At 61.9% G+C, this 22,440-nt stretch carries 15 protein-coding genes; 4 read left to right on the plus strand and 11 right to left on the minus strand.

Annotation, left to right across the window (positions count from 1 at the left end):
• Positions 1 to 2 precede the first annotated feature (2 nt).
• The 4 genes from AC2S2E_RS15085 to AC2S2E_RS15100 all read right to left on the minus strand — a co-directional run bounded on the left by AC2S2E_RS15085 (position 3) and on the right by AC2S2E_RS15100 (position 6,393).
• Entirely contained in the window at positions 3 to 2,969 is a 2,967-nt protein-coding gene (locus AC2S2E_RS15085) for a beta-galactosidase (protein ID WP_486522925.1), read from the minus strand.
• Between the two features lie 11 nt (positions 2,970 to 2,980).
• Positions 2,981 to 3,274: an L-rhamnose mutarotase gene (locus AC2S2E_RS15090; protein ID WP_486522926.1), complete on the minus strand. Its 294-nt coding sequence runs from the start codon at positions 3,272 to 3,274 to the stop codon at positions 2,981 to 2,983.
• A gap of 117 nt (positions 3,275 to 3,391) precedes the next feature.
• The gene (locus AC2S2E_RS15095) at positions 3,392 to 4,819 is read right to left on the minus strand and encodes a rhamnogalacturonidase (RefSeq protein WP_486524627.1); all 1,428 of its coding nucleotides are present in this window, start codon (positions 4,817 to 4,819) and stop codon (positions 3,392 to 3,394) included.
• Positions 4,819 to 6,393: an alpha-N-arabinofuranosidase gene (locus tag AC2S2E_RS15100; protein WP_486522928.1), complete on the minus strand. Its 1,575-nt coding sequence runs from the start codon at positions 6,391 to 6,393 to the stop codon at positions 4,819 to 4,821. The genes AC2S2E_RS15095 and AC2S2E_RS15100 overlap by 1 nt, the downstream gene beginning before the upstream one ends.
• Before the next feature lie 120 nt (positions 6,394 to 6,513).
• Here AC2S2E_RS15100 and AC2S2E_RS15105 point away from each other — a divergent pair, with 120 nt between their 5' ends.
• Positions 6,514 to 7,692, plus strand: coding sequence for a rhamnogalacturonan acetylesterase (locus AC2S2E_RS15105; protein WP_486522929.1), 1,179 nt, complete (start codon positions 6,514 to 6,516; stop codon positions 7,690 to 7,692).
• Between the two features lie 67 nt (positions 7,693 to 7,759).
• Here AC2S2E_RS15105 and AC2S2E_RS15110 read toward each other — a convergent pair whose 3' ends face one another.
• A complete protein-coding gene (locus AC2S2E_RS15110; RefSeq protein ID WP_486522930.1) occupies positions 7,760 to 10,720 on the minus strand; it encodes a TonB-dependent receptor in 2,961 nt (986 codons plus the stop codon).
• A 227-nt stretch (positions 10,721 to 10,947) separates the two neighbouring features.
• Between AC2S2E_RS15110 and AC2S2E_RS15115 the strand changes: the two genes are divergently transcribed.
• The gene (locus tag AC2S2E_RS15115; protein WP_486522931.1) at positions 10,948 to 11,730 is read left to right on the plus strand and encodes an IclR family transcriptional regulator; all 783 of its coding nucleotides are present in this window, start codon (positions 10,948 to 10,950) and stop codon (positions 11,728 to 11,730) included.
• On the opposite strand, the gene AC2S2E_RS15120 is transcribed toward AC2S2E_RS15115, so the two are convergent.
• Positions 11,727 to 12,485: a FadR/GntR family transcriptional regulator gene (locus AC2S2E_RS15120; protein WP_486522932.1), complete on the minus strand. Its 759-nt coding sequence runs from the start codon at positions 12,483 to 12,485 to the stop codon at positions 11,727 to 11,729. The two genes, AC2S2E_RS15115 and AC2S2E_RS15120, sit on opposite strands and share 4 nt — an antisense overlap.
• A 112-nt stretch (positions 12,486 to 12,597) precedes the next feature.
• Between AC2S2E_RS15120 and manD the strand changes: the two genes are divergently transcribed.
• Positions 12,598 to 13,806, plus strand: a complete 1,209-nt coding sequence (gene manD, locus AC2S2E_RS15125) for a D-mannonate dehydratase ManD (RefSeq protein WP_486522934.1) — start codon at positions 12,598 to 12,600, stop codon at positions 13,804 to 13,806.
• Positions 13,807 to 13,865: 59 nt separating this feature from the next.
• Here manD and AC2S2E_RS15130 read toward each other — a convergent pair whose 3' ends face one another.
• The 4 genes from AC2S2E_RS15130 to AC2S2E_RS15145 are packed head-to-tail and all read right to left on the minus strand — an operon-like array spanning position 13,866 to position 18,042.
• On the minus strand, positions 13,866 to 15,278 hold the full coding sequence (locus tag AC2S2E_RS15130; protein WP_486522935.1) for a sugar porter family MFS transporter: 1,413 nt from the start codon (positions 15,276 to 15,278) through the stop codon (positions 13,866 to 13,868).
• A gap of 21 nt (positions 15,279 to 15,299) precedes the next feature.
• Complete coding sequence (locus tag AC2S2E_RS15135; protein WP_486522936.1) at positions 15,300 to 16,157, minus strand: SMP-30/gluconolactonase/LRE family protein; 858 nt, start codon at positions 16,155 to 16,157, stop codon at positions 15,300 to 15,302.
• A complete protein-coding gene (gene xylB, locus AC2S2E_RS15140) occupies positions 16,157 to 16,915 on the minus strand; it encodes a D-xylose 1-dehydrogenase (RefSeq protein ID WP_486522937.1) in 759 nt (252 codons plus the stop codon). Before xylB ends, AC2S2E_RS15135 begins: the two co-directional genes overlap by 1 nt.
• Positions 16,912 to 18,042, minus strand: a complete 1,131-nt coding sequence (locus AC2S2E_RS15145) for a fumarylacetoacetate hydrolase family protein (RefSeq protein ID WP_486522939.1) — start codon at positions 18,040 to 18,042, stop codon at positions 16,912 to 16,914. Before AC2S2E_RS15145 ends, xylB begins: the two co-directional genes overlap by 4 nt.
• A gap of 186 nt (positions 18,043 to 18,228) precedes the next feature.
• Here AC2S2E_RS15145 and AC2S2E_RS15150 point away from each other — a divergent pair, with 186 nt between their 5' ends.
• Positions 18,229 to 20,007, plus strand: coding sequence for an IlvD/Edd family dehydratase (locus tag AC2S2E_RS15150; protein ID WP_486522940.1), 1,779 nt, complete (start codon positions 18,229 to 18,231; stop codon positions 20,005 to 20,007).
• Positions 20,008 to 20,073: 66 nt separating this feature from the next.
• Here the strand turns inward: AC2S2E_RS15150 and katG are convergent, their stop codons facing one another.
• Positions 20,074 to 22,308 carry a catalase/peroxidase HPI gene (gene katG / locus AC2S2E_RS15155; protein WP_486522941.1) on the minus strand — a complete coding sequence of 745 codons (2,235 nt, stop codon included), beginning with the start codon at positions 22,306 to 22,308 and terminating at the stop codon, positions 20,074 to 20,076.
• Positions 22,309 to 22,440 lie beyond the last annotated feature (132 nt).

Below are 22,440 nucleotides of genomic sequence, written 5' to 3' on the forward strand. Positions count from 1 at the left end.
GATCAAGGGGCAGGCGGCAGGCTGGCGGGCGCGGTGACTTGCGCCACCTCCACCCCGCCGCGACGGTTTTGCAAAGTGACGAGGCGCACATTTTCAGGCGCATTGGCCGGTGCGCCGTCGCTGGTGACGGCAAGGGCGATGGTGTTCGCCCCATGATGGTTGAGGATGCCTTCGGGGATCGGGAAAATCCGTTGCGGCCCGACATGGGCGATCAATTGCCCCATGTTCCATCCGTTGACAAAAATCAGCGCGCGATATTGCGCCGATGAACGCGGCTTGGTCGTGTCGCCAAAGGCGATGCCGATGGTGGCGTCCTGACCGCGCGGAACGTTGAGCGTGACTTGCGTGCGATACCAATTGGTGCCCGGCGCCCCTTGCGGCAATGCGGCGCCGGTGGCGCGCCATGCGCGATCGTCGAAGGCCGGCAAGTGCCAACCCATCCGTTCGCCATACTGGCCGCCATTGTTGGGCGTGCCGCGCGCGCGGTCGGTGAAATTTTCACCTCCGCTGCGGCCCTGAATGCGCCAGTTGAGCGGCACGGCAAACGCCGGCCCCGTCAATGGTTCGAGCGAGGCGGAGATCAGGCCGCGCCCCTCCTTATGCTCGTCCATCGCGGTCAGATCCCAGTTATGACCATTGTTGCGCACCATGACCGCGATGACATGGTCGCCCGGCATACGGGCCACATTAGGCATGGGGATGGTGATATTGCCGGTGGTGATCGGGCGCGGCATGGCGGCGGGCAGATCCTGTTGCCCTACCAAACGTCCATCCACGAACACCTGCACCATCCCGGCCCCGCCCGCGCCATAGGTCAGGCTGAGCCGCTGGGCATCGGGGGAACCGGCGAAATGGGCGCGATACCAAACGTCGCCCTCGTGAAAACCATAGGGGTCCATGGTCATTGTAGGCTGGCCTGCGGGCTTCTGGCTTTGCGTCGCATCGGCCCGGTGGTCGATAGCTTGCCACGCGCTGTCGTTGAAAGTCAGCGCGGCTTCGGGCGTACCCTCGGCCATGCGCCAGTTGTTGAGTGCAGGCAGCACGATGGGCGCGGGACCGGGCAGCGGCGCGATGGATTCAAACGATCCGCCCGCCGCTGGCCGCATGGCCACCGCGGCGCCATTCCATGTGATGCGCGTTTGTTTGCTCCACACACGCAAAGGCGCGGGCGCAACAGTATCGCCGGTCAGCGCCAGCACCCCGCCCTTCGCCCGCGCATGGCGCAACAGGGCAGGCCCGCAGGCCAATACGCCATCGGCATCCCAACACGCGCCGCCCGCCACATCATCGCCCAGCAGAAGCGTCAGTGCAGGCCGCCCGCCGCCGCTGATTTCCACCGTGGCCAATGCGCCATGGGTGTAATCCAGCGTCAGATCGCCCCGCGTGGCGTCCCATGATACCGCCACGCCATCGGGGGCCTTGATCGTAGGTTTGCCGCTATAGCGCAGCACCGTGCGCCCACCCTCGCCCGCGCGGCCGATCAATAACAACTGGCCCGATTGGGCGGTCTGGATCTGGCTGGTGGTGTAAACCAATCGCTGGCCCGCAACATTGGCCCCGGCCACGATCCATTTGGCGTCATAACCATTCAGCCGGATCTGCGGCATTTGATAATGGCCATCGGGCAGGTCGGCGGAAAAGGTGAAGTTGGTATCCGCAACCAGATGTCCGGGTTGATGCGCTGCAAGGATCAGACGCGCGTCGGTTTCCGGGCTGCGATTGTGATAGAGGCGGATGGCGTCGGTTGAAGGCGTCAGTTTCGCTGCCGGAACCATCGCGGCAATCTCTGGCAAGGCCGCAAGTGTCCCCCCGATGGGTTTCAGGGCCAACGCCTTTTCACGCAGGGAACGGTCCTCGGCAATCGCCGCGCCATAGTCATAGGAGGTGAACACGACGGGTGCGGGCAGCCAGCCCCATGACGTGCCGCCGTAGCCCATATAGATGCTTTGCAGCCCTATGCCGTTCACAAAATTCGTGCCGTAAAACAGTCGGCCATATCCCGGCCCGGTCTGTCCCGCGTTGCAGGCATAGATCCCGTCCGAGCCCCAATAGTCGAACCAGCCCCCGCCAATTTCCGCCAAGAATCCCGGCGTATCGGGCGATGCGGACGCGCCGCCCTTTGCCCCGCCAATGCCGTAATAACCCCAATCGGGCGCGCCATTGCTGCGGGTAATCTTACCCTGCGCGTTGCATGTGCCGCCCGGATAGCCGTCAAAGGCATACATATCGACCGGCCCATGCACGACACCGGCAACCGGCGATCCATCGGGCACCCAATTGCCATTGCGGCCCGGATCATTGTGGAAAATCGGCACGGTGATGCCGTGGCTGCGCGTCACGGCATAGAGGTGGTCCATATAACGGCGGTGGGCCGGGCTGGTCTGCGAGAGTTCGTTCTCGATCTGGTGCAAGATGACGGGGCCTTTTCCGTCATTGATCTGATGCCGGGCAACAATGCCGTCGATCGCGGCCAGCCATTCATCGGCGGCCTTCAGATATTCCGGATCATCGGTGCGCGCCTTCGCCCGCTGGTTGTTCAGCCAGCCTGGAAAGCCGCCCCGCGCCAATTCCGCGTTCACATAGGGGCCAACGCGGGTGATGACATAAAGCCCTTCCTCGCCCGCCATGGTGATGGCGCGTTCCATGTCGCGGATGCCGGTGAAATCCAGTTCGCCCTGTTTCGGGCTGTGATAGCCCCAGTCGAAATAAAAGGTGACAGTGTTGAACCCGCTGGCCTTGATCTTTTGCAATATGTCGCGCCACAGATCAGGACTGGGCAAGCGATAGGGGTGGAATTCGGCGGCCCAGATCGGCGTGCGTTTGCCATCGATCATCAGCGAGCGGCCATCGAAGGACACCCGGCCAAATGTCTTGACCGGCGCCTTCAGGTTGACCGTCGGCCGCGCGTCCTGCGCCATGGCCGGGGCGGCAATCAGCGCCGCAGCGCCAGCCAGCAAAAGAGAACGCATCGCCACCCCCATCAATCCAGATGAAACACAGGCACCAGCGGCCATTCGCAAGGGCGATTGTCGGCCTCGACCTCCATCAGCGGCGCCATCGCGGCCCACCACAGCTTCATCACCGGATCGTCGGGCAGGCTGTCGCGCTTGTTCTCATCGGCCAGACGCAGCACCGCAAAGAGCGCGTATGTCGCCTCGTCCAGAAAGATCGAATAGTCGCTGATCCCCGCCTCATGCAGCAGATCGACCAGTTCGGGCCAGATCGCGTCATGGCGCTGGCGGTATTCTTCCGCCATGCCGGGTTTAAGCTGCATCCGGAATGCGAACCTTTGCACCGCTCTCTCCAAAATCCCGCATTATGCACTTTTGTTGCTTATTGTGATACACGGTCATCCGATGGGCGTCAATTGGCCAATTGGGTCAAACCGGGTTCAAACCGGCATTTCGGGCCAATTCAAACCCGTAACATCCCGCATTATGACCGGCGGGCGGGCATCGACACCGGCATGGCGGGCGTGGAACGCCTCGATGCTCACATCATGAACATCGCGCATCCACAGCGCCCACGCCGGCAAGGTTCCAAACATGCTGGGCTCGGGATAGGCGTCGGGCAATTGGGCTGGTTGTTGCGCAGCATCCGCCGCCGTGCCGCCGCCGATAAATTCCAGATCGATGTTGCGCAGCGCGACCCGTTGAACCGGATGTCCGGACAGACCCGCCACGATCGCGGGATATTCATGCGCAATACCGCGTGCTGTTACGTCGCTGATCTCAACGTGGCGAAGTACGCCAATCTTCGCCCCCTCCGGCCCGCGCAGCCTTGCCCCCAGGCGAAGGAAGATGGGGGCACTGGTCACCTCCTCCATGCTCAGACGACGGGCGGTGATATGTTCGACCACCGCCCCATCAACGCATTCGATGGCCAGACCGCGGCTGCGCTCGAACCTGCAATCCTCGATCAGGATGCGGCGGATGTCGCCATTGGTTTCGGTGCCGATCTTGATCCGGCCCGTCACCTTATCTCGATCGGGCGCGAATTGTTGCGTTCGGGCGCGGGTTCCGTCCAACATCGTGCCAAGGTCAAAGCCCGATACAGTGCAATGGCGGATCGTGATGTCCTCACTGACAACCGGGCGGCCAAGCGCAAGGCTGCTTTTCACCACGATGGCGTCATCATTGGGGCTGTTCACGCGGCAATGTTCGACGAGGCAGCGCGAAACACAGTCCAGATCGATCCCGTCCCGCTCTGTATCAATGGACAGGCCGCGAATGACCATATCCACACACCCGGTGGCCAGAATGGCGAAATGCCCGCCGCCATCGATGGTGAAACCCGCCAGTTCGACGCCGCGACATTCCCGCAGGCCAATCGCCTTGTTGCCAAGCCCGTGCATGGCGGCGGCGTTCAATTCCAAAGCGCCGACTTCATCCTCGGACATGGCCGCCATGGAGAGCGGCCTCTCGCCCGCCTGCGCACGCCAGCGTGATCCCGGACCGTTGCGGGTCAGGCCCCGCCCCTCGATCCGCCCCGTTCCGGTGATGGCAATGTCGGTTGCGCCAATGGCCCAGATCAGGCTGTTGCACCAATGGCTGTGCCCGAAATCCTGATAGAGTTGTTCGCCATTATCTTCCGGCAAATCATAGGCGCCGCCGTGACGCGATGGATCAGCCGCCTCAATCACCGCGCCTTCGGACAGGTACAGATGGACGCCCGAGCGCAAACGGATCGAGAAGCAGAGATAGCGCCCCGGCGGCAGAGTCACCATCCCGCCCCCACGCGTATGGGCATCGGCGATGGCCGCATTGATCGCCCCATGAGCAAGAGCGCGCCCATCACCAAATGCCCGCAACGTCTCCATCACCGCAAATCCAGCACCACCAGCGATTTGGCGGGCAGATCGACCACTAACTTACCATCACCGATGGATGCGCCGGAAAAGGCCTGGGGTTTGACCCGCGCGCCATTGGCAAAATCATTGACATCCTGAACCCGCATCGAGGTCAGGATGCGGCCACTGACCGAGGCAGCCTGAACGCCCGATAATGCGATTTCCAGATGCTGTCCCTTGCCCGGATCGATGTTGACCAATGCGACATGGACCACGCCATCGCCCCCCCGTGCCGCCACGCCATGCAGCGCGGGCGTCACCCATTCATCGCGCCCGTACCAGACCTTGGGCAGATCAAGCGGCAAGACCTTCGCCGCCTGAAACCCGCGATACATGTCGAACACATGATAGGTCGGCGTCAGAACCATCTGTGCATCGCGCGTCAGGATCATCGATTGAAGGACGTTCACCATCTGGGCGATGTTGGTCATACGCACGCGGTCGGCATGGCGGATGAACAGGTTGATATTCACGCCTGCCAGCAAGGCATCGCGCAAGCTGTTCTGCTGATAGAGGAAACCGGGATTGGTGCCCGGTTCAACATCGGTCCAGATGCCCCATTCATCCACCGCCAGATTGACGCGCTTTGCCGGATCATATTTGTCCATCACGGCGGAGTGCTTGGTCAGCAATTCCTCCATCTTCCACGTCTTGGCCATGGTGCGGGCGTAATCGGTTTCGGTGAAATCACTTGCCGAACCCTTGATCTTCCAATCGCCGGGGACGGTGTAATAATGCAGGCCAACGCCATCAATCAGACCACCCGCCTCGCGCATCATCACCTCGGTCCAATTATAGTCTGGACCGTTTGCGCCACTGGCGATCTTCTGGATTTTGGTGCCATAGGGAACCTTGACAAAAGTGGCATAGCGGCGCGTCACGTCGGCGGCATAGTCGGCCTTCATATTGCCGCCACAGCCCCACAGTTCATTGCCGATGCCAAAATAGGGCAACTTCCACGGTTCCTTGCGCCCATTGCGCGCACGTTCATCGGCCAGAGTGCCTTGTGGGGCGGTGATGTACTGGACCCACTCCTCCATCTCGCCCGCCGGCGCGCTGCCCACATTGCCCGAGACATAGGCATCGGCCCCGATCAGTTCGGCAAAGTCCATGAATTCATGCGTGCCGAATGTGTTGGGCTCGGTCACGCCGCCCCAGTGGGTGTTGATCTTGACCGGGCGCTTGGCGCGCGGGCCGATGCCGTCGCGCCAGTGGTATTCATCGGCAAAACAGCCCCCCGGCCAGCGCACCAGCGGTACATGCAGCGCCCGCAGCGCCTCGACTACATCGCGGCGATAGCCCTTGATATTGGGGATTTTCGATTCCGGCCCGACCCAGATCCCGCCATAAATGCCATAGCCCAGATGTTCGGCAAACTGGCTGAAGATGCGCGGGTCGATGGTGGCGCCCGGCGTTTCGCCATGCAGGGCGGCGGGGGTTTGGGCGGCGGGGGTTTGGGCGGCGGGGGTTTGGGCATAAACCGCAGGCGTTACCGTCAGCATCAACGCGGCCGATGCCAGAAGGCGGATGGAACGACGAATCATGGTCTCTCCCTGACCTCTATGTTACGTATATTGTGAGAGTAGATTTCATATAGCGAAAATCAAGATGGATCGGGAGATGTTTGTTTCATGCTACGCTCGGCATTGTCTATGGTCGCGCTGATGACCGCCCTTCTGCCACCATCCGCCCATGGCCAGGTCTGGCGCCTTGATGGCCCGGCCCGCGCGGGTGAGAACATGATTGCGCCCGGCGCGCCCTATGTGTCCGGCACGGGCGGTTACGAAGGCGATGGCGCGCTGTCTCTGCCCGTTGGTGAAGGCAATTGGCGCGTCACGGTGGAATTGGGCAGTGACAATGCCCCGGCCACGACCACCATCAAGGCCGAGAACCGCCGCCTGATGATGCTGAACACCGCCACGGCCAAGGGACAGCGCTTGACCCGCCGCTTTGTCGTGCATGTTCACAATGCGGATTTGGGCGCGGTGCCGGAAAATGCGCCGGGCGGCGCGCATGTCCGATTGCGCCCGGATCAGGCGGCGCAGCGCAATTGGGATGATCGCCTGACCCTCGAATTTCTGGGCCGCCCTGCGGTGCGAACGGTGATGGTCGAACCGGCCCGGGTTCCCACCATCTTCCTTGTCGGCGATTCCATGGTGGCCGATCACCCCCGCGAACCAACGGCCAGTTGGGGGCAAATCCTGCCGCTGATGCTGGACGATGGGGTGGCGGTGGCCAATTATGCGGAAAGCGGGGCGACGCTCAAATCCTTCCTCGCCGACCTGCGGCTGGACAAGGCGCTCAGCATGATGAAGCCGGGCGATTATCTGTTCATCCAGTTCGGCCATAATGACCAAAAGGCGCAATGGCCCCAGACCTATGCCGAGGCAGGGACGACCTATCGCGCCTATCTGGCCGCCTATATTGCCGAGGCGCGGCGGCGCGGGGCGACGCCGGTTCTGGTCACCAGCCCGGAAAGGCGCAATTTCGATACAAAGGGTCGGATTACCCTGTCCCTGGGCGATTATCCGGCGGCCATGCGCGCGGTCGCGGGTGAATTGCACGTCCCGCTGATCGACCTCAACCGGGCCAGTGTCACACTCTATGAAGCTTTGGGGTCGGAACGCTCGCCCGCCATGTTCAACGACGATGGCCGCGACCGCACCCATTACAACACATGGGGCGCATGGATGACGGCGCGCATCATTGCCGATGGGATCAAGGCGCAGGTCCCTGCCCTTTCCCCGCATGTTACCTCTAAGCGTTTCGATCCGGCGCGCCCGGAACCCGTCGACATTCCCCCCAGCGCCCTCACCTCAACCCAACGCCCATTGGGCAATTAAAAAAGGGGCCGCCGGATGCCTCGTCCGGCGGCCCTGAACACGCGGGGGAGCGTGTGAGGGTGGAGGTTTAGAACTTGGCGTTCACGCCCACGGTAAAGGTGCGGCCCGTGCGCGTGTTGAACAGAGGGTCCTGACGCCCGCTGTCGATATAAAGGATGTTGTGTTCGTCGGTCAGGTTCTGGCCTTCGATGGTCAGCTTGACGTCCTTCATCAGATTATAGCTGAAGGCGGCATCGACAAAGGTCGTCGCGTGGTTGCCCAACACATCGCTGTCATTCGCGCCCGAGGGGATCTGACGAATGAAAGGTCCGCGATAGTTGATCGTGCCGCGAATGCTGAACTTGCGGTTTTCGTAATAGAGCGTGCCGCTGGCCGTATCGGGCGACATGTTGACCAGATTGGCCGTTGTCGAAAGCGTCGCCACGCCCCCGCTCGATTGCAGCACGTAATTCACCTTGGACGAAACATGGGTGTAATTGGCCAGCAGGCCAAAGTCCTTGGCAATCCCGCGCAGGAAGGTGAAGGGCAGTTGCAGATTGACCTCAAACCCGTTGAGCGGCCCGCCCTTGGTGTTGACCGATCGCGTCACGGTGAACAGATCGGTCGGCTGCGTCCCCGCCGTGGTCAACAGCGCATTGGGCAGGCCCAGCGTGTTATAGGGCACAAGGCTGCTGACCGATTGGATATAGGTGCTGATATCCTTGTGGAAATAGGCAAAGGAGAGCAGCGAGCCGGGGCGGAAATACCATTCCAGCGCGGCGTCATAGGTCGTCGCCCGGATCGGGTCGAGATAGGGATTGCCAATGGTGGCCGTGCGCGTCACGGCATTGACCGACCCGCCCGAAGGCAGGACGCTGAGTTCCGGGCGGCTCATCACCTTGGCGGCGGACAAGCGGCCCAACAGATGCGGCGTAAACTCCATCACCAGATTGGCCGAGGGCAGCCAGTCATTATACGAACGATCCACAATCGCCGGGATCGCCACCGTGGGATAGGCCGAACCGGTGGGCGTAGCGGTGGGGACATAGCCGACGGTATGCTGGGTTGTGTTGACAAAGCGCACGCCAATGTCGCCCCGGATCGGGATCGGCAAAGTGTCGGGCAGATTGAACTGCGCCATCAGGAAGGCCGACTTCTGCTCCTCGCGCACTTCGGGCGAACCATTGCCGCATTCCACGCCGCAGAAGGTGAAATTGTTAAAGCCGACCGTCTGTTTCCATTTGTCGATGTCGGTGGCGGTAAAGCTGGAAAGCGCGCCGGGGACCAGCAGATTGTTGAGGCCCGTGATCTGATAGGTGAAGTCGGCCACGGATGATCCCGCCGGCAGCGCGGTCGTGGCCTGATTGGCCGGCGCCACGCCCAGAACGCGGTTCTTAAACGCGCTCTGGCGATATTGCAGCCCGCCCTTCAGTTTGAACGCATCGTTGAATTCATAGGTGGAATTGGCCTCGAACGTATAGTTCTGGGTCGTCACCTTCCAATTGCGCGTGTTGAAATTGCCCAGAACCGTGCCATCCGAACGGCCCGGCGCGTAATTGAAATTGGCCGGGTTTGCCACATCGACGCCATATTTGATGACCGGGATCGATCCGCCGCCACGGAAATCAATCGAGTAACCCGGCGTGTCGATGGCATCCAGATTGACCGTCAGGCGCTCTGGATTGTCAAAGATGGACTTGGAATAACCGGCCATCAGGTCAATCGCCAGCTTGTCGGTGAACTTGTGATGGATGTTCAGGTTCGCCTGACCAAAGGTGGTGGTGAATTTGTCGCGCAGGCTTTCCGAACGCAGATCGACGCCGTTGAACAGACCATAGAGCAGCGAGCCATTGGGTTTGACCGACAGATCGACCACCGACACCATCGGTTGCCCATTGTTGCTGGTGTTGCGAGCAAAGGATAGCGCGTCGATGTAATTGTCCCAGCGCGTGACCTTGAAGCGCGAGAAGAGCGCGTCAAAGGTGATTTCGGTCGCATCATCGGGCCGCCATTGCAGCGCGAGCGATCCGCCCATGCGTTCGGCATCCTGACGCGAATTGAGATAGCGCGGAATGCGCGGCAGGAAGACCCCGCCCCCGGCCTGCCCCGACGGGCCGGTCATCGACTGGATGAGGTTATAGGCCGCCGTGCTGCCGGTACGTGGATTGCCGGTGGAACAATTGGCCGCGTCGGTGCCCTTGGCCGCATTGTTCGCTGGGTTTTGCGGCGCGTAACCCAGCGGCGAGCAGAAGCCGCCATTCACATAGGTCGGCAGAATGTTGACCGCCGAATAGCCCACTTCGCGAATATTGCGGTGGCTGTAACTGGCCGTGGCGAGGACGCCGAAAGTGCCATCCTCATTCTGTTTGGACAACAGCACAGAGAAGCGCGGATCGAGCTTCTTGCTCACCTCGTTCCACACGCCCTTGGCCGAGACGGTGGCGACAAAGCTCTTTTTGAAATCGAGCGGATGCGGCGCCTTCAGGTCCACCGTGGCGCCCAGCGAACCTTCCTCGACATCGGCCGAAGGCGTCTTGCGCACGGCCAGTTCGGAAAAAATTTCGGTCGGGAATACGTTGAAGTCAAAGCTGCGCCCGGTGTTGCCCGCGCCGTAAATGTCGGACGAACCGGTCTGGGCCGTGCCCTCCATCCCGTTCAGACGAACGCGGGTAAAGGCCGCGCCAAGCCCGCGCACGGAAATATTCTTGCCCTCACCACCATCGCCGCGTGCAAGGGCGATGCCGGGAACGCGCTGCATGGATTCCGCCAGGTTTGAATCGGGGAACTTGCCGACATCCTCCGCCTTGATCGTGTCGATTGCGGCGGCCGAATTGCGCTTTTCATTCAACGCCGCGGCCAGCGAGGTGCGGAAACCCGTGACGATAATGGTCTGCTCATCGGCCTTTGCCGGGGCCGGATTGACCGGAGCCTGCGCATGAACATGCGTGGCCAAACCCGCCACCATCATGGCCAGACCGGACGCGGCCAGACGCAATTGTGCTGTAGAATACTGCCCCAATTCACCCTCCATAATCCCATATGCGGGCACTGCCTCTTTCCATCGTCATCGCGATGGCGGGCGCCGCGTTGGCATGATGGATATGTCAGGATGTGAACAGCGTCAACGCATATATTGCACGAGCATTTCACATTGCGGGATTATCATAAAAATTCCTGCGGATTTGCGGCGATGTTGCATTTTGCCCACACCGCCCCCATGTTTCACATTGCGCACACATCGATTGATTTCGCCCCAAAAGGATCTAAAAGCGCCCCATGGCCGATGATGAAACCAACGAAGTCGCTGCGGACAGCAACACGGTAAAGGGCGCGCAGACGCTGATGCGGGCGCTCGACATTCTGGACGAGGTGATTGACGGGCCGATCCGCGCTGTCGATCTGGCGCGCAAATTGGGCATGAACCGGACGACGGCGCACCGACTTGCCCATGCGTTGCGGACGCGCGATTATCTGGCCGTGACGCCCGATGGTTTCGCGCTTGGCCCCAAATTGCTGCAACTGGGCGTTCTGGCCAGCGAGCAGACAGATTACACCCGCATCGCCCGCCCCCGGATGGAGGCGCTTTCGGCCCAGACCGGCTTTTGCGTTTTCATCGGCAATCGTGAGGGCAATTGGTCACGCCACCTTGACCGCGTGACGGGGCGCCAACGCCTGCGTGTGGCAACGGCTCCGGGCGACCGCCGCCCCATCGCCGAAACCGGCCTTGGCAAGGCGTTGATGCTGGACGATACAGAGGCAAGCTGGAAAAAGCTTTGGAAACAAGCCCATTCTGACAGCGGCACCGATGCCGATCTGGAAGATTTCCTTATTCGGATGCGCCGTTACAAGGATGAGGGCCTTGTCCGCCATGACAGCGAACTGGGCGACGGCGTGCGCTCCATCGCCGCGCCGGTTCGCAATGCGCGCGGCGCGATCTGTGTCGCCATCAGCATCGCCAGCGCGGCGCATTACCTGACCGATGACATTGCCGATGATCTGGCCATGCGGGTCAAGCAATGCGCCGAGGAAGTCAGCGCGGCAATAGGCTGGCGCGTTTAACTCGTCGCTTTCGTATACCGATCCCTGCGGGCCTGGGATGCGCGGCGTGCTTCGGCGATGGCCTTTTCCTCTGTGGCGAAGAGGAGGCTGTCGAGGACGCTGGCCAGGTGGGTGCGCATGGCGGCGCGGGCGGCGGCGGGGTCGCGGGCGCGCAGGGCTTCGAGAACGGCAGTGTGTTCCTCGACCACCGGCTTGATGTTGGCGCTGCGGGCCTTTTCGTGCAGCAGCGCGCTTTCCGGGGAATCAGCGCGCAGGTTCCACAAGCGCTCGACCGCCTCGGCCACGGCGGCGTTGCGGGTGGCGCGGGCAATGGCGAGGTGGAACGCGCGATCGGCCTTTTCGGTGCCGTGCGGATTGCGGCTCTCGCGCTCGATCTCCTCGACCAATGCGGCCAATTCTGCCAGACCTTCCTCGGTGATCGTGGTTGCCGCCAGAGCCGCCGCCTCGCCTTCGAACAACAGGCGCGCTTCGGTCAATTCAAAGGCGGAAATGTTGAAGCCCGGGATGTCCTCCTTGCCGGGCAGGCGCTTGACATAGGCGCCCGAACCCACGCGCACCTCGACCAACCCCTGCACTTCCAGCGCGATCACCGCCTCACGCACGGTGGGGCGTGAAACGTTGAATTGCGCCGACAATTCGCGCTCGGCCGGCAGGCGGTCGCCCACATCGTATCGACCGCTGACAAGTTCATCCATCAGGCGCCGGGCAAGATCCTGATAAAGCCGCTCTTGCTGCGCGGGACTGGTATCACTCATTGGGGCATCTCCGCGAAATGGCCTTACCGCTTAATTAGAAATTGACAGGCCAACTCGAATTGGTCAAGAGTCTTCTCTAACACAAGCAGACCAATTCGGGAACCTGACCCCCATGAAAATCACCTCCGCCCGCGTTATTGTCACCTGTCCGGGGCGCAATTTCGTCACGCTGAAAATCGAGACCGATCAGGGCGTGTACGGCATTGGCGACGCCACGCTGAACGGCCGCGAAAAGGCGGTTGTTTCCTATCTGGAAGATCATGTGATTCCGTGCCTTATCGGCATGGACCCGCGCAATTCCGAGGACATCTGGCAATATCTCTATCGCGGGGCGTACTGGCGCCGCGGGCCGGTGACGATGCGCGCGATTGCCGCGGTTGACGTGGCGCTTTGGGACATCAAGGCCAAGATGGCGGGCATGCCTTTGTACCAACTTCTGGGCGGGCGCAGCCGCGATGGCGTGATGGTCTATGGTCATGCCAATGGCTCGGACATTGCCGAAACGGTCGATGCTGTGGGTGCCTATATCGACATGGGTTACAAGGCGATCCGCGCCCAGACCGGCGTGCCGGGTGTCAAGGATGCCTATGGCGTGGGCCGGGGCAAGCTGTTCTATGAACCGGCCGATGCCGCGCTGCCCAGCCTGACGGGGTGGGACACGCGCAAGGCGCTGAATTACGTGCCGAAACTGTTTGAAAAGCTGCGCGAGACCTATGGTTTCGACCATCATCTGCTGCATGACGGCCACCACCGCTACAGCCCGACCGAGGCCGCGCAACTGGGCAAGGCGCTTGAGCCTTACTCGCTGTTCTGGCTGGAGGATGTGACGCCTGCGGAAAATCAGGAAGCCTTCAAGCTGATCCGCCAGCACACCACCACCCCGCTGGCCGTGGGCGAAATCTTCAACACGATCTGGGACGCCAAGGATCTGATCCAGAACCAGCTCATCGACTATATCCGCGCGACCATCGTGGGCGCGGGCGGCATCACCCATCTGCGCCGCATCGCGGACCTAGCCAGCATGTACCAGATCCGCACCGGCTGCCACGGCGCGACCGATCTGTCGCCCGTGACCATGGGCACCGCACTGCATTTCGACACATGGGTGCCCAATTTCGGCATTCAGGAATATATGCGCCACACGAGCGAAACCGACGAGGTGTTCCCCCACGATTACACGTTCGAGGCGGGCATGCTCTATGTCGGCGACACGCCGGGCCACGGCGTCGACATCGACGAAAAGCTCGCCGCCAAGTATCCCTACAAGCCCGCATACCTCCCCGTCGCAAGGCTGGAGGATGGGACCATGTGGAATTGGTAAAGCCAATAATCCACTATTGATCAAAAAGAAACGGGGGCCTTTCAGCCCCCGTTTTCCGTTCAACCTTTCATCTGCTCCAAACTGACCCCCTTCGTCTCGCGCACCATGGCGCGGACAAAGAAGAAGGAAACCGCAGCCGCCAAAGCATAGCCGGTATAGGCAACGGCCAACCCCGGCGAAACCACCAGAGCGGGGAAGCTGACCGAGATGGCCGCATTGGCGATCCATTGCGCAAAGCCCGAAACCGCGAGGCCCGACCCACGGATCTGATTGGGGAACATTTCGCCCAGCATGACCCACATGATCGGCCCCCAACTCATGTTGAAGAACACCACATAGGCATTGGCCGCCAACAGAGCGATCAGGCCGTTATGCCCCGGCAAGCTGACCGCGCCATCGGCGCCGTGCATGGCCGTCGAAAAGGCCCATGCCACAATGCCCAGCGTCACAGCCATACCCGCCGAACCGATCAGCAGCAGCGGCTTGCGCCCGATACGGTCGACCAGCAGCAGCGTGGCAAGGCAGCCCGCGATCGACACCACACCCGATATAATATTGATTTGAAGCGCATAGCTTTCCGAAAAGCCAACCGCCTGCCACAGGGTTGCGCCGTAGTAGAACACGACGTTGATGCCCACCAATTGCTGAAACACAGCAAGGCCGACGCCCGTCCAAACGATAGGGCGAATACAGCCCGTGGTCTTGTCGATCAGATCGGAAAGGCGCGGGCGATGGTGGTCAGCGGCAAGGCTGTCGCGGATTTCGCCAACGGTCTTGCGCGCAGTCGCCTCATCAAACAGGCGGGTCAAAACCGCCTGCGCCCCGGCATCGTCGCCGCGCGCCACCAGATAGCGTGGGCTTTCCGGAATGAACATCAAAGCGACAAAATAAATCGCCGCCGGTGCCGCCTGAAGCCAGAACATCCAGCGCCACGCCGGTTGATCGGCCCACAGGATCGCGGTGGAATCGCCCGCCACCTGCGCCAGAATGTAATTGACGACAAAGGCCCCGGTCAGGCCCGTAATGATCATCACCTGCTGCACACTGGACAGGCGGCCGCGCACATTGGCGGGCACGACTTCGGAGATATAGACCGGCGAAATGACGCTGGCCGCACCGACGCCTAGGCCGCCGATGATGCGCGCCAGAATGAAGACCAACGAAGAACCCGCCGCACCCGCGATCAAGGCGCTGATCAGGAACAGCACCGCCGACAGTTTCATCACGCCGCGCCGCCCGATGCGGTCGGACAAGCGCCCCGCCCCGAACGCCCCGACCGATGAACCGACAAGGATCGCGCCGACATTGATGCCGATACCCACCTTGCCAAGGTCAAAGGCGGCCTCCAGCCCTTTTTGCGTGCCATTGATGACGCCCGAGTCATAACCGAACATGAAACCGCCGATCGTGGCCACCGCCACGATCATCGCGATCAGGCCGGAATTGACCGGGCCTTCTGAAACTTTTTCCATGCAACCCTCTCCCGCAAACTCTTATATTTGGGCCAGAACGCCCGCCTGCCCGGCAACACCGGGATCAAACGCGAACAAGGCGCCCGCCAAGGGCTGCGCCGTGCGCTCTTCGGACGAAAGCCCCTTGGCCGCCGTCGTGGCATAGGCGGTGCGCAGATCCGGCCCGCCAAAGGCGATCTTGGTGATGTTGGCCACCGGAAAGCGGATCGTCTGCATCAACGCGCCCGACGGATCATAGCGACGCACACCCCACCCGGCGAACAGGCTGACCCAAAGGCAACCTTCGGCATCGACGCAGGGGCCATCGGGATAGCCTTCGTCAATATCCGCAAACAGGCGTGTGGCAACGACGCGCCCATCCTCGAGAGTGCTGGCCCAGACTTTGCGGCCCAGCGTGTCGTGGTGATACAGCACCGTGCCATCGGGCGAAAAGGCCGGGCCATTGGTGATCGACACCGGAGGCAGGCCCGTATCAACGCATCCCGCGCCATCAAGACGATAGAAGCGGCCCGTGTCGGCGGCCTCGGCATCATCCATCGAACCCAGCCAGATCGCGCCATCACCCGCAACCGTTGCATCATTCAACCGATTGCCCGGCAGATGCGCTTCGGGCGCGGCCAGCAGCGTGAAGGCCCCGGTCGTCGGATCGAAACGGTGGATGCCGCTCTGTAATCCAGCGATCATGTCGCCACGCGCGCTGGGCAAAACCCAGCCGACCTGCGCGGGTGCGGCCCATGACTTTTGCTCTCCGCTCGCGGGGTTAAAGCGATGGATCGCGGGTGCCTTGATATCGACGAACCACAGCGCCGCGTCGCGTTCCACCCACACCGGGCCTTCACCCAATGTGGCGCCCAGAGGCCATACGGGTTCGGGCGCCATTATCGCCACCCCGCATCGACCCAATATTCATGGCCGGTGATCAAACGCGCATCGTCCGAGGCCAGAAACAGCGCCAGCGCCGCCACGTCATGGGGCAACAGGCGACCATCAAGGCATTGCGCGGCGACGATCTCGGCCTCGCCTTCGGGCGTGTACCATTTTTCCTGACGCGGGGTTTTGACATTGCCGGGGATGATGCTGGTGACGCGAATGTTGTCGCGGCCCAGTTCACGCGCGAACCCGCGCGTCATGCCCTCAATGGCGGCCTTGGCGGTTTGATAGATGACCAGATCGGGCAGGCCCAGATGCCAGCTGATCGAGCCAAGGTTGATGATGGCCCCGCCGCCGGCACGCTTCATCGAGGGCACAGCGGCCTGTGCGACAAAGAACTGGTGGCGCAGGTTGACCGCCATACGCTCGTCCCAATAGGCCGGGGTGACTTCGGCAATGCCGTGACGGTCGTCATTGGCGGCATTGTTGACCACCACGTCGATGCCGCCCAGAGCTTCCTCGACCTGTGCCATCATCGCCTGAACCGCGTCCATATTGGTCAGGTCACAGGCAAAGAAAGTCGCGCCCAGACGCGCCGCAACCGCTTCACCGGCTTCCTTGGCGATGTCGCAAAAGGCTACCTTGGCGCCTTGGGCGGCAAAGGCTTCGACAAAACCCTCACCAATGCCGCTGGCGCCGCCGCTGATGAAAACGCGCTTGCCTGCAAGGCTGGGATAGATGGCGCGCCCATTTGTACCGGCGCTCATGCCTTTGCTTCCAACAGACCACGAGCGGCCAGATTGGTGTAAAGCGCGGCAATGCCCTGCGTCCAGGGTTGGGCCTCCTTGCTGGTGACCACGGTGTTGACCAGCTTGCCCAGCTTGGGGGTAGAGATCGTCACCACATCGCCCACCTTATGCGTAAAGCCGCGGCCCGGATCGTCGCGATCCTGCGTGGGCGCGAACAACGTGCCAAGGAACAGCGTGAAGCCATCGGGATACTGATGCTCGCTCAAGGTCTGGCGGACCAGATCGAGCGGATCGCGGCTGATTTCGCGCATGCTGGAGTGACCCTCGAGGCGATAGCCCTCCGGCCCTTCGATCAGCAGATCAACCTCGGCATTGCGCACGTCGTCGATCGAGAAACTGTCGTCAAACAGACGAACCAGCGGGCCAAGCGAGCAGGACGCGTTATTGTCCTTCGCCTTGCCCAGCAGCAGCGCGCTGCGCCCTTCGATGTCGCGCAGGTTGACGTCATTGCCCAACATCGCGCCGACAGCCTCGCCGCCCGCATTGACCAGCAGCACGACTTCGGGTTCCGGATTGTTCCATGTGCTGTCGCTGCGCACGCCGACATCGGCCAGCGCGCCAACCGTGGCCAGCACGGGTGCCTTGGTGAAGACTTCAGCATAAGGCCCGATGGCAACTTCGAGATATTGCGACCACAGGCCATCGGCGATCAGCAGTTCTTTCAGCGCCTCGGCCTCGGCCGAACCGGGGACGACCGAACGGATCGAGCCGCCCACACGTTCCTCGATACGGGCGCGGATTTCCAGAGCCTTGCTCGAATCGCCGCGCGCGCGTTCCTCGATCACGCGTTCCAGCGTGCTGGTGGCGAAGGTCACGCCGCAGGCCTTGATGACCTGAAGGTCAACCGGGCTGAGCCATGCCGCGTCGAGTTCATCAAGCGGCCCCAGAGCGCGACCCGCCGAAGCGTTAAGAGGCAAAGCTTCTACCAATTGCGAAACGGTCGGCGCCACACCCGACATGTCATAGGCAATCCCGCCCTCGACCAGAATGGGCGTAGGGCCTTCGGGCAATTGCACGCGGCCAAGGAAACGCGCCCCACGCCAATCGGCGGGCAGCAGAGCCGCGAAGGAAGAAATTCCAGACATTTTCTCTCCAGACAGCATTTTCGACAGCCAACATTGCGGTGTGACGTTGACTTATGTTGATAGCGCTACCATCATGCAAATGCCCCTGCTGTCAAGTGATTTCGCTCAACGGGCGCGGGGACGGACAGGAAAATGCTGACATCATGGCAAAGCGGCATTAGTGCTGTTCCGAGGGAGAGTTGTGAAATGACCGAGAAGTCCACCCGCCGTTTTCGTTCACAGGACTGGTTTGCCGATCCGGCGCGCTCCGACATGGTGGCGCTCTATCTGGAACGTTTCATGAATTACGGGATCACCCCGAATGAATTGCGTTCGGGCCGCCCGATCATCGGCATCGCGCAAAGCGGCAGCGACCTCTCGCCCTGCAACCGCATCCACCTCGAACTGGCCAAGCGGGTGCGCGACGGCATCCGCGACGCGGGCGGGATCTGCATGGAATTTCCGGTCCACCCGATCTTTGAAAACTGCCGACGCCCCACCGCTGCGCTGGATCGTAATCTGGCCTATCTGGGGCTGGTGGAAATCCTTTATGGCTATCCCATCGACGCGGTGGTGCTGACCACGGGTTGCGACAAGACCACCCCTTCACAGGTGATGGCGGCAAGCACGGTGGACATTCCCGCCATTGTGCTTTCGGGCGGGCCGATGCTCGATGGCTGGCATGAAGGCGACCTGGTCGGTTCGGGCACGGTGATCTGGCGCAGCCGCCGCAAGCTGGCCGCGGGCGAGATCGACGAGGAGGAGTTCCTTCAGCGCGCCTGCGATTCGGCGCCCTCGGCGGGCCATTGCAACACGATGGGCACGGCCTCGACCATGAATGCCGTGGCCGAGGCGTTGGGCCTCTCGCTGCCCGGATGCGCCGCCATCCCCGCCCCCTATCGCGAGCGCGGCCAGATCGCCTATGAAACCGGCCGCCGCATTGTGGAAATGGCCTATGAAGACCTGCGCCCGTCCAAAATCCTGACGCGTGAGAGTTTCCTCAACGCCATCCGCGTGGTCACGGCCATCGGCGGGTCCAGCAATGCCCAGCCCCATATCGTCGCCATGGCCCGCCATGCGGGCGTGGAAATCACCGCCGCCGACTGGATGAAGCATGGCTATGACCTGCCGCTGATCGTCGATATGCAGCCTGCCGGGCGTTTTCTGGGCGAGCGATTCCACCGTGCGGGCGGCGTGCCTTCGGTGATGTGGGAATTGCTGCAACAGGGCGTGCTGGACGGCGATTGCCTGAGCGTGACGGGCGAAACGGTGGCGGAAAATGTGGCGCTGCGCCCTGCCCGCGACCGCGAGGTTATCCGCCCCTTTGCCGAGCCGCTGAAGGAAAAGGCGGGCTTCCTTGTGCTGTCGGGCAATCTGTTCGATTTCGGTATCATGAAGACCAGCGTGATTTCCAAGGAATTCCGGGGCCGGTACCTGTCCAACCCCGATGCCCCCGGCACATTCGAGGCGCGCGCGGTGGTGTTTGAAGGGGGTGATGATTATCACCACCGGATCGATGATCCTGCGCTCAACATCGACGAAAACTGCATCCTCGTCATGCGCGGCGCTGGCCCACAAGGCTGGCCGGGCAGCGCGGAGGTTGTGAACATGCAGCCCCCCGCCGCCCTCATCCAGCGCGGGGTGCAATGGTTGCCGACACTGGGCGATGGGCGTCAGTCGGGCACGTCCGACAGCCCCTCGATCCTCAATTGCTCGCCCGAAAGCGCGGTGGGCGGTGGTCTGTCATGGCTGCGTACGGGCGACATCATCCGCATCGATGTGGTCAAGGGCACCTGCAACGCGCTGGTTTCGGACGAGGAAATCGCCCGTCGCCGTGCCGAACCCCTGCCCCCTGTTCCGCCCAGCAATACGCCTTGGGAGGAACTCTACCGCGAAAAGACCGGGCAGATGGGCGAAGGCGCCGTGCTGGAAATGGCGGTCAAATATCGCGGTCTGGCGGCCAAGACGCCCCGTCATAACCACTAATGGATAAATGCCGCTGTACCCTTTGTGGGAACAGCGGCATTTGTACCTTTGCTATTATTGCGGGTCTTAGAAACGATCCGCGTTCATCACCTTGGTCCATGCCTTGGCAAAGTCGCGGACGAATTTTTCGCCTGCATCATTGCTGGCATAGACCTCGGCCACGGCGCGCAATTCCGAATTCGATCCAAAGATCAGATCGACCGGCGTTGCACTCCACTTGGCCCCGCCCGTGGCCCGGTCCGAACCGATATAGGTCGCGCCATCGGGGGCCTTTTTCCACGCCGTGCCCATGTCCAGCAGGTTGACGAAATAGTCATTCGTCAAAGTGCCGGGACGCGCCGTGAATACGCCATTGGCGCTGTGCCCGGTGTTGGCGTCCAAGGCGCGCATACCGCCGACCAGAACCGTCAGTTCCGGCACCGACAGGCCCAGTTGATCGGCCTTGTCGATCATCGCCTCGGCAGGGGCCTGCCAGTTTCCGGCCGCATCATAATAATTGCGGAACGGATCGGCCTTGGGCTCCAGCACGGCAAAGCTGGCCGGATCGGTCTGATCCTGCGTCGCATCGACACGCCCCGGCGTAAAAGGCAAGTCAAGCTTGACGCCAGCCTTGGCCGCGGCCTGTTCCACCGCCGCATTGCCGCCCAGAACAATCAGGTCGGCCATGCTGACCTTCTTGCCACCGGGCGCGCTCTTGTTGAACTCGGTCTGGATCGCGGTCAGTTTGGCCAGAACCTTGTCCAGTTCCGCCGGATCATTGACCGCCCAGCCCTTCGCCGGGTTCAAACGGATGCGCGCACCATTCGCGCCGCCCCGCATATCGGTATTCCGATAGGTCGATGCCGATGCCCAAGCCGCGCGGATCAATTCGCGCTGTTCCAGCCCGCTGGAGAGCAGCTTGCCCTTGAGCGCGGCGATATCGGCCGCATCCACCATCGCATAATCCGCCTTGGGCAGAGGGTCCTGCCAGACGAAGCTCTGGGCCGGGATTTCATTGCCGATATAGCGCGCCTTTGGCCCCATATCGCGGTGGGTCAGCTTGAACCACGCACGGGCAAATGCATCAGCATAGGCCTGCGGATTCTTGCGCCATTTGGTCAGGATCGCGCGGAAAGCCGGATCTTCCTTCAGCGCAATATCGGTCGTGAACATGATCGGGGCATGAGTCACACCCGCGACATGGGCATCGGGCACAATCTTGGCCTGATCGGCATTCTTGGGCGTCCATTGCGTGGCGCCTGCCGGGCTCTTGGTCTTAACCCATTCAAAGTTGAACAAGTTGTCCAGATACTGGCTGGTCCATGCGATGGGGTTGGCCGACCATGCGCCTTCAAGGCCGCTGGTCACGGTGTCCTGCGCATTGCCCTTGCCGCATTTGTTTTTCCAGCCAAGGCCCTGATCCTCGATCGCGGCGGCGGCCGGTTCGGGGGCGACGCATTCCTCGGGCTTGTGCGCGCCATGCGCCTTGCCGAAAGTGTGGCCGCCAGCGATCAGGGCTGCGGTTTCCTCGTCATTCATCGCCATGCGGCCAAAGGCGCGGCGGATGTCGGCGGCCGCCGCAATCGGGTCGGGCATGCCATTGGGGCCTTCGGGGTTTACATAGATCAGCCCCATCTGCGTGGCGGCCAGCGGACCTTTGAGATCACCCTTCGCATCGCGGCGGCCATTGTTGGCGTCCAGCCACTTCTTCTCGCTGCCCCAGAACACCATGTCGGGTTCCCACGCATCGACGCGCCCACCGGCAAAGCCCAGCGTCTTGAAACCCATCTGTTCCAGCGCGACATTGCCCGCCAGAACCATCAGGTCGCCCCAGCTGATCTTGCGGCCATATTTCTGCTTCACCGGCCAGATCAGGCGGCGCGCCTTGTCGAGGCTGGCATTGTCGGGCCAGCTGTTTTGCGGATCAAACCGCTGTTCACCGCCAGAGCTGCCGCCGCGGCCATCGACCGTGCGATAGGTGCCGGCGCTGTGCCAGGCCATGCGGATGAAGAAGGGGCCGTAATTACCATAGTCGGCGGGCCACCACGGCTGGCTGGTGGTCAGCACCTTGGCAAGGTCGGCCTTAACCGCCTTGAGGTCGAGCGTTTTGAATTCCGCCGCATAATCGAAATCGGCGCCGTAAGGGTTGGACGCCACATCATTCTGGCGCAGCGGGCTGATGTCCAGACGGCTAGGCCACCAATCCTTGTTGGTGGTGGCGCCGGGCGATGCGTCGGTCTGCGCAAAGGCGGGCGCGCACAGCGAGAGCAGCGCAGTGGCCGCCATCAGCCGTGCGGCGCGGGAAAAGGGCATGTTCGGCATGGTTGAAAACTCCTGCTTCTTGGCCATTCATCGGCGAGCAAGGAATTATCACCGCCCATTTTCGGGGCTAAATCGATTATAGTCGTGGCAATAATTGCCAATTCCGATTTTTGACACACAGAGCCAGCCGCA

The organism is Novosphingobium sp. 550D (assembly GCF_057401885.1).

What these genes read in the sequence shown, in the direction of transcription:
- AC2S2E_RS15115 (WP_486522931.1), top strand. Translation starts at nt 10,948, where the DNA reads ATGGCCGATGATGAAACCAACGAAGTCGCTGCGGACAGCAACACGGTA.
- AC2S2E_RS15095 (WP_486524627.1), bottom strand. Translation starts at nt 4,819, where the DNA reads ATGGAGACGTTGCGGGCATTTGGTGATGGGCGCGCTCTTGCTCATGGG.
- AC2S2E_RS15105 (WP_486522929.1), top strand. Translation starts at nt 6,514, where the DNA reads ATGACCGCCCTTCTGCCACCATCCGCCCATGGCCAGGTCTGGCGCCTT.
- katG (WP_486522941.1), bottom strand. Translation starts at nt 22,308, where the DNA reads ATGCCGAACATGCCCTTTTCCCGCGCCGCACGGCTGATGGCGGCCACT.
- AC2S2E_RS15145 (WP_486522939.1), bottom strand. Translation starts at nt 18,042, where the DNA reads ATGTCTGGAATTTCTTCCTTCGCGGCTCTGCTGCCCGCCGATTGGCGT.
- xylB (WP_486522937.1), bottom strand. Translation starts at nt 16,915, where the DNA reads ATGAGCGCCGGTACAAATGGGCGCGCCATCTATCCCAGCCTTGCAGGC.
- AC2S2E_RS15085 (WP_486522925.1), bottom strand. Translation starts at nt 2,969, where the DNA reads ATGCGTTCTCTTTTGCTGGCTGGCGCTGCGGCGCTGATTGCCGCCCCG.
- AC2S2E_RS15100 (WP_486522928.1), bottom strand. Translation starts at nt 6,393, where the DNA reads ATGATTCGTCGTTCCATCCGCCTTCTGGCATCGGCCGCGTTGATGCTG.
- manD (WP_486522934.1), top strand. Translation starts at nt 12,598, where the DNA reads ATGAAAATCACCTCCGCCCGCGTTATTGTCACCTGTCCGGGGCGCAAT.
- AC2S2E_RS15090 (WP_486522926.1), bottom strand. Translation starts at nt 3,274, where the DNA reads ATGCAGCTTAAACCCGGCATGGCGGAAGAATACCGCCAGCGCCATGAC.
- AC2S2E_RS15135 (WP_486522936.1), bottom strand. Translation starts at nt 16,157, where the DNA reads ATGGCGCCCGAACCCGTATGGCCTCTGGGCGCCACATTGGGTGAAGGC.
- AC2S2E_RS15150 (WP_486522940.1), top strand. Translation starts at nt 18,229, where the DNA reads ATGACCGAGAAGTCCACCCGCCGTTTTCGTTCACAGGACTGGTTTGCC.
- AC2S2E_RS15130 (WP_486522935.1), bottom strand. Translation starts at nt 15,278, where the DNA reads ATGGAAAAAGTTTCAGAAGGCCCGGTCAATTCCGGCCTGATCGCGATG.
- AC2S2E_RS15120 (WP_486522932.1), bottom strand. Translation starts at nt 12,485, where the DNA reads ATGAGTGATACCAGTCCCGCGCAGCAAGAGCGGCTTTATCAGGATCTT.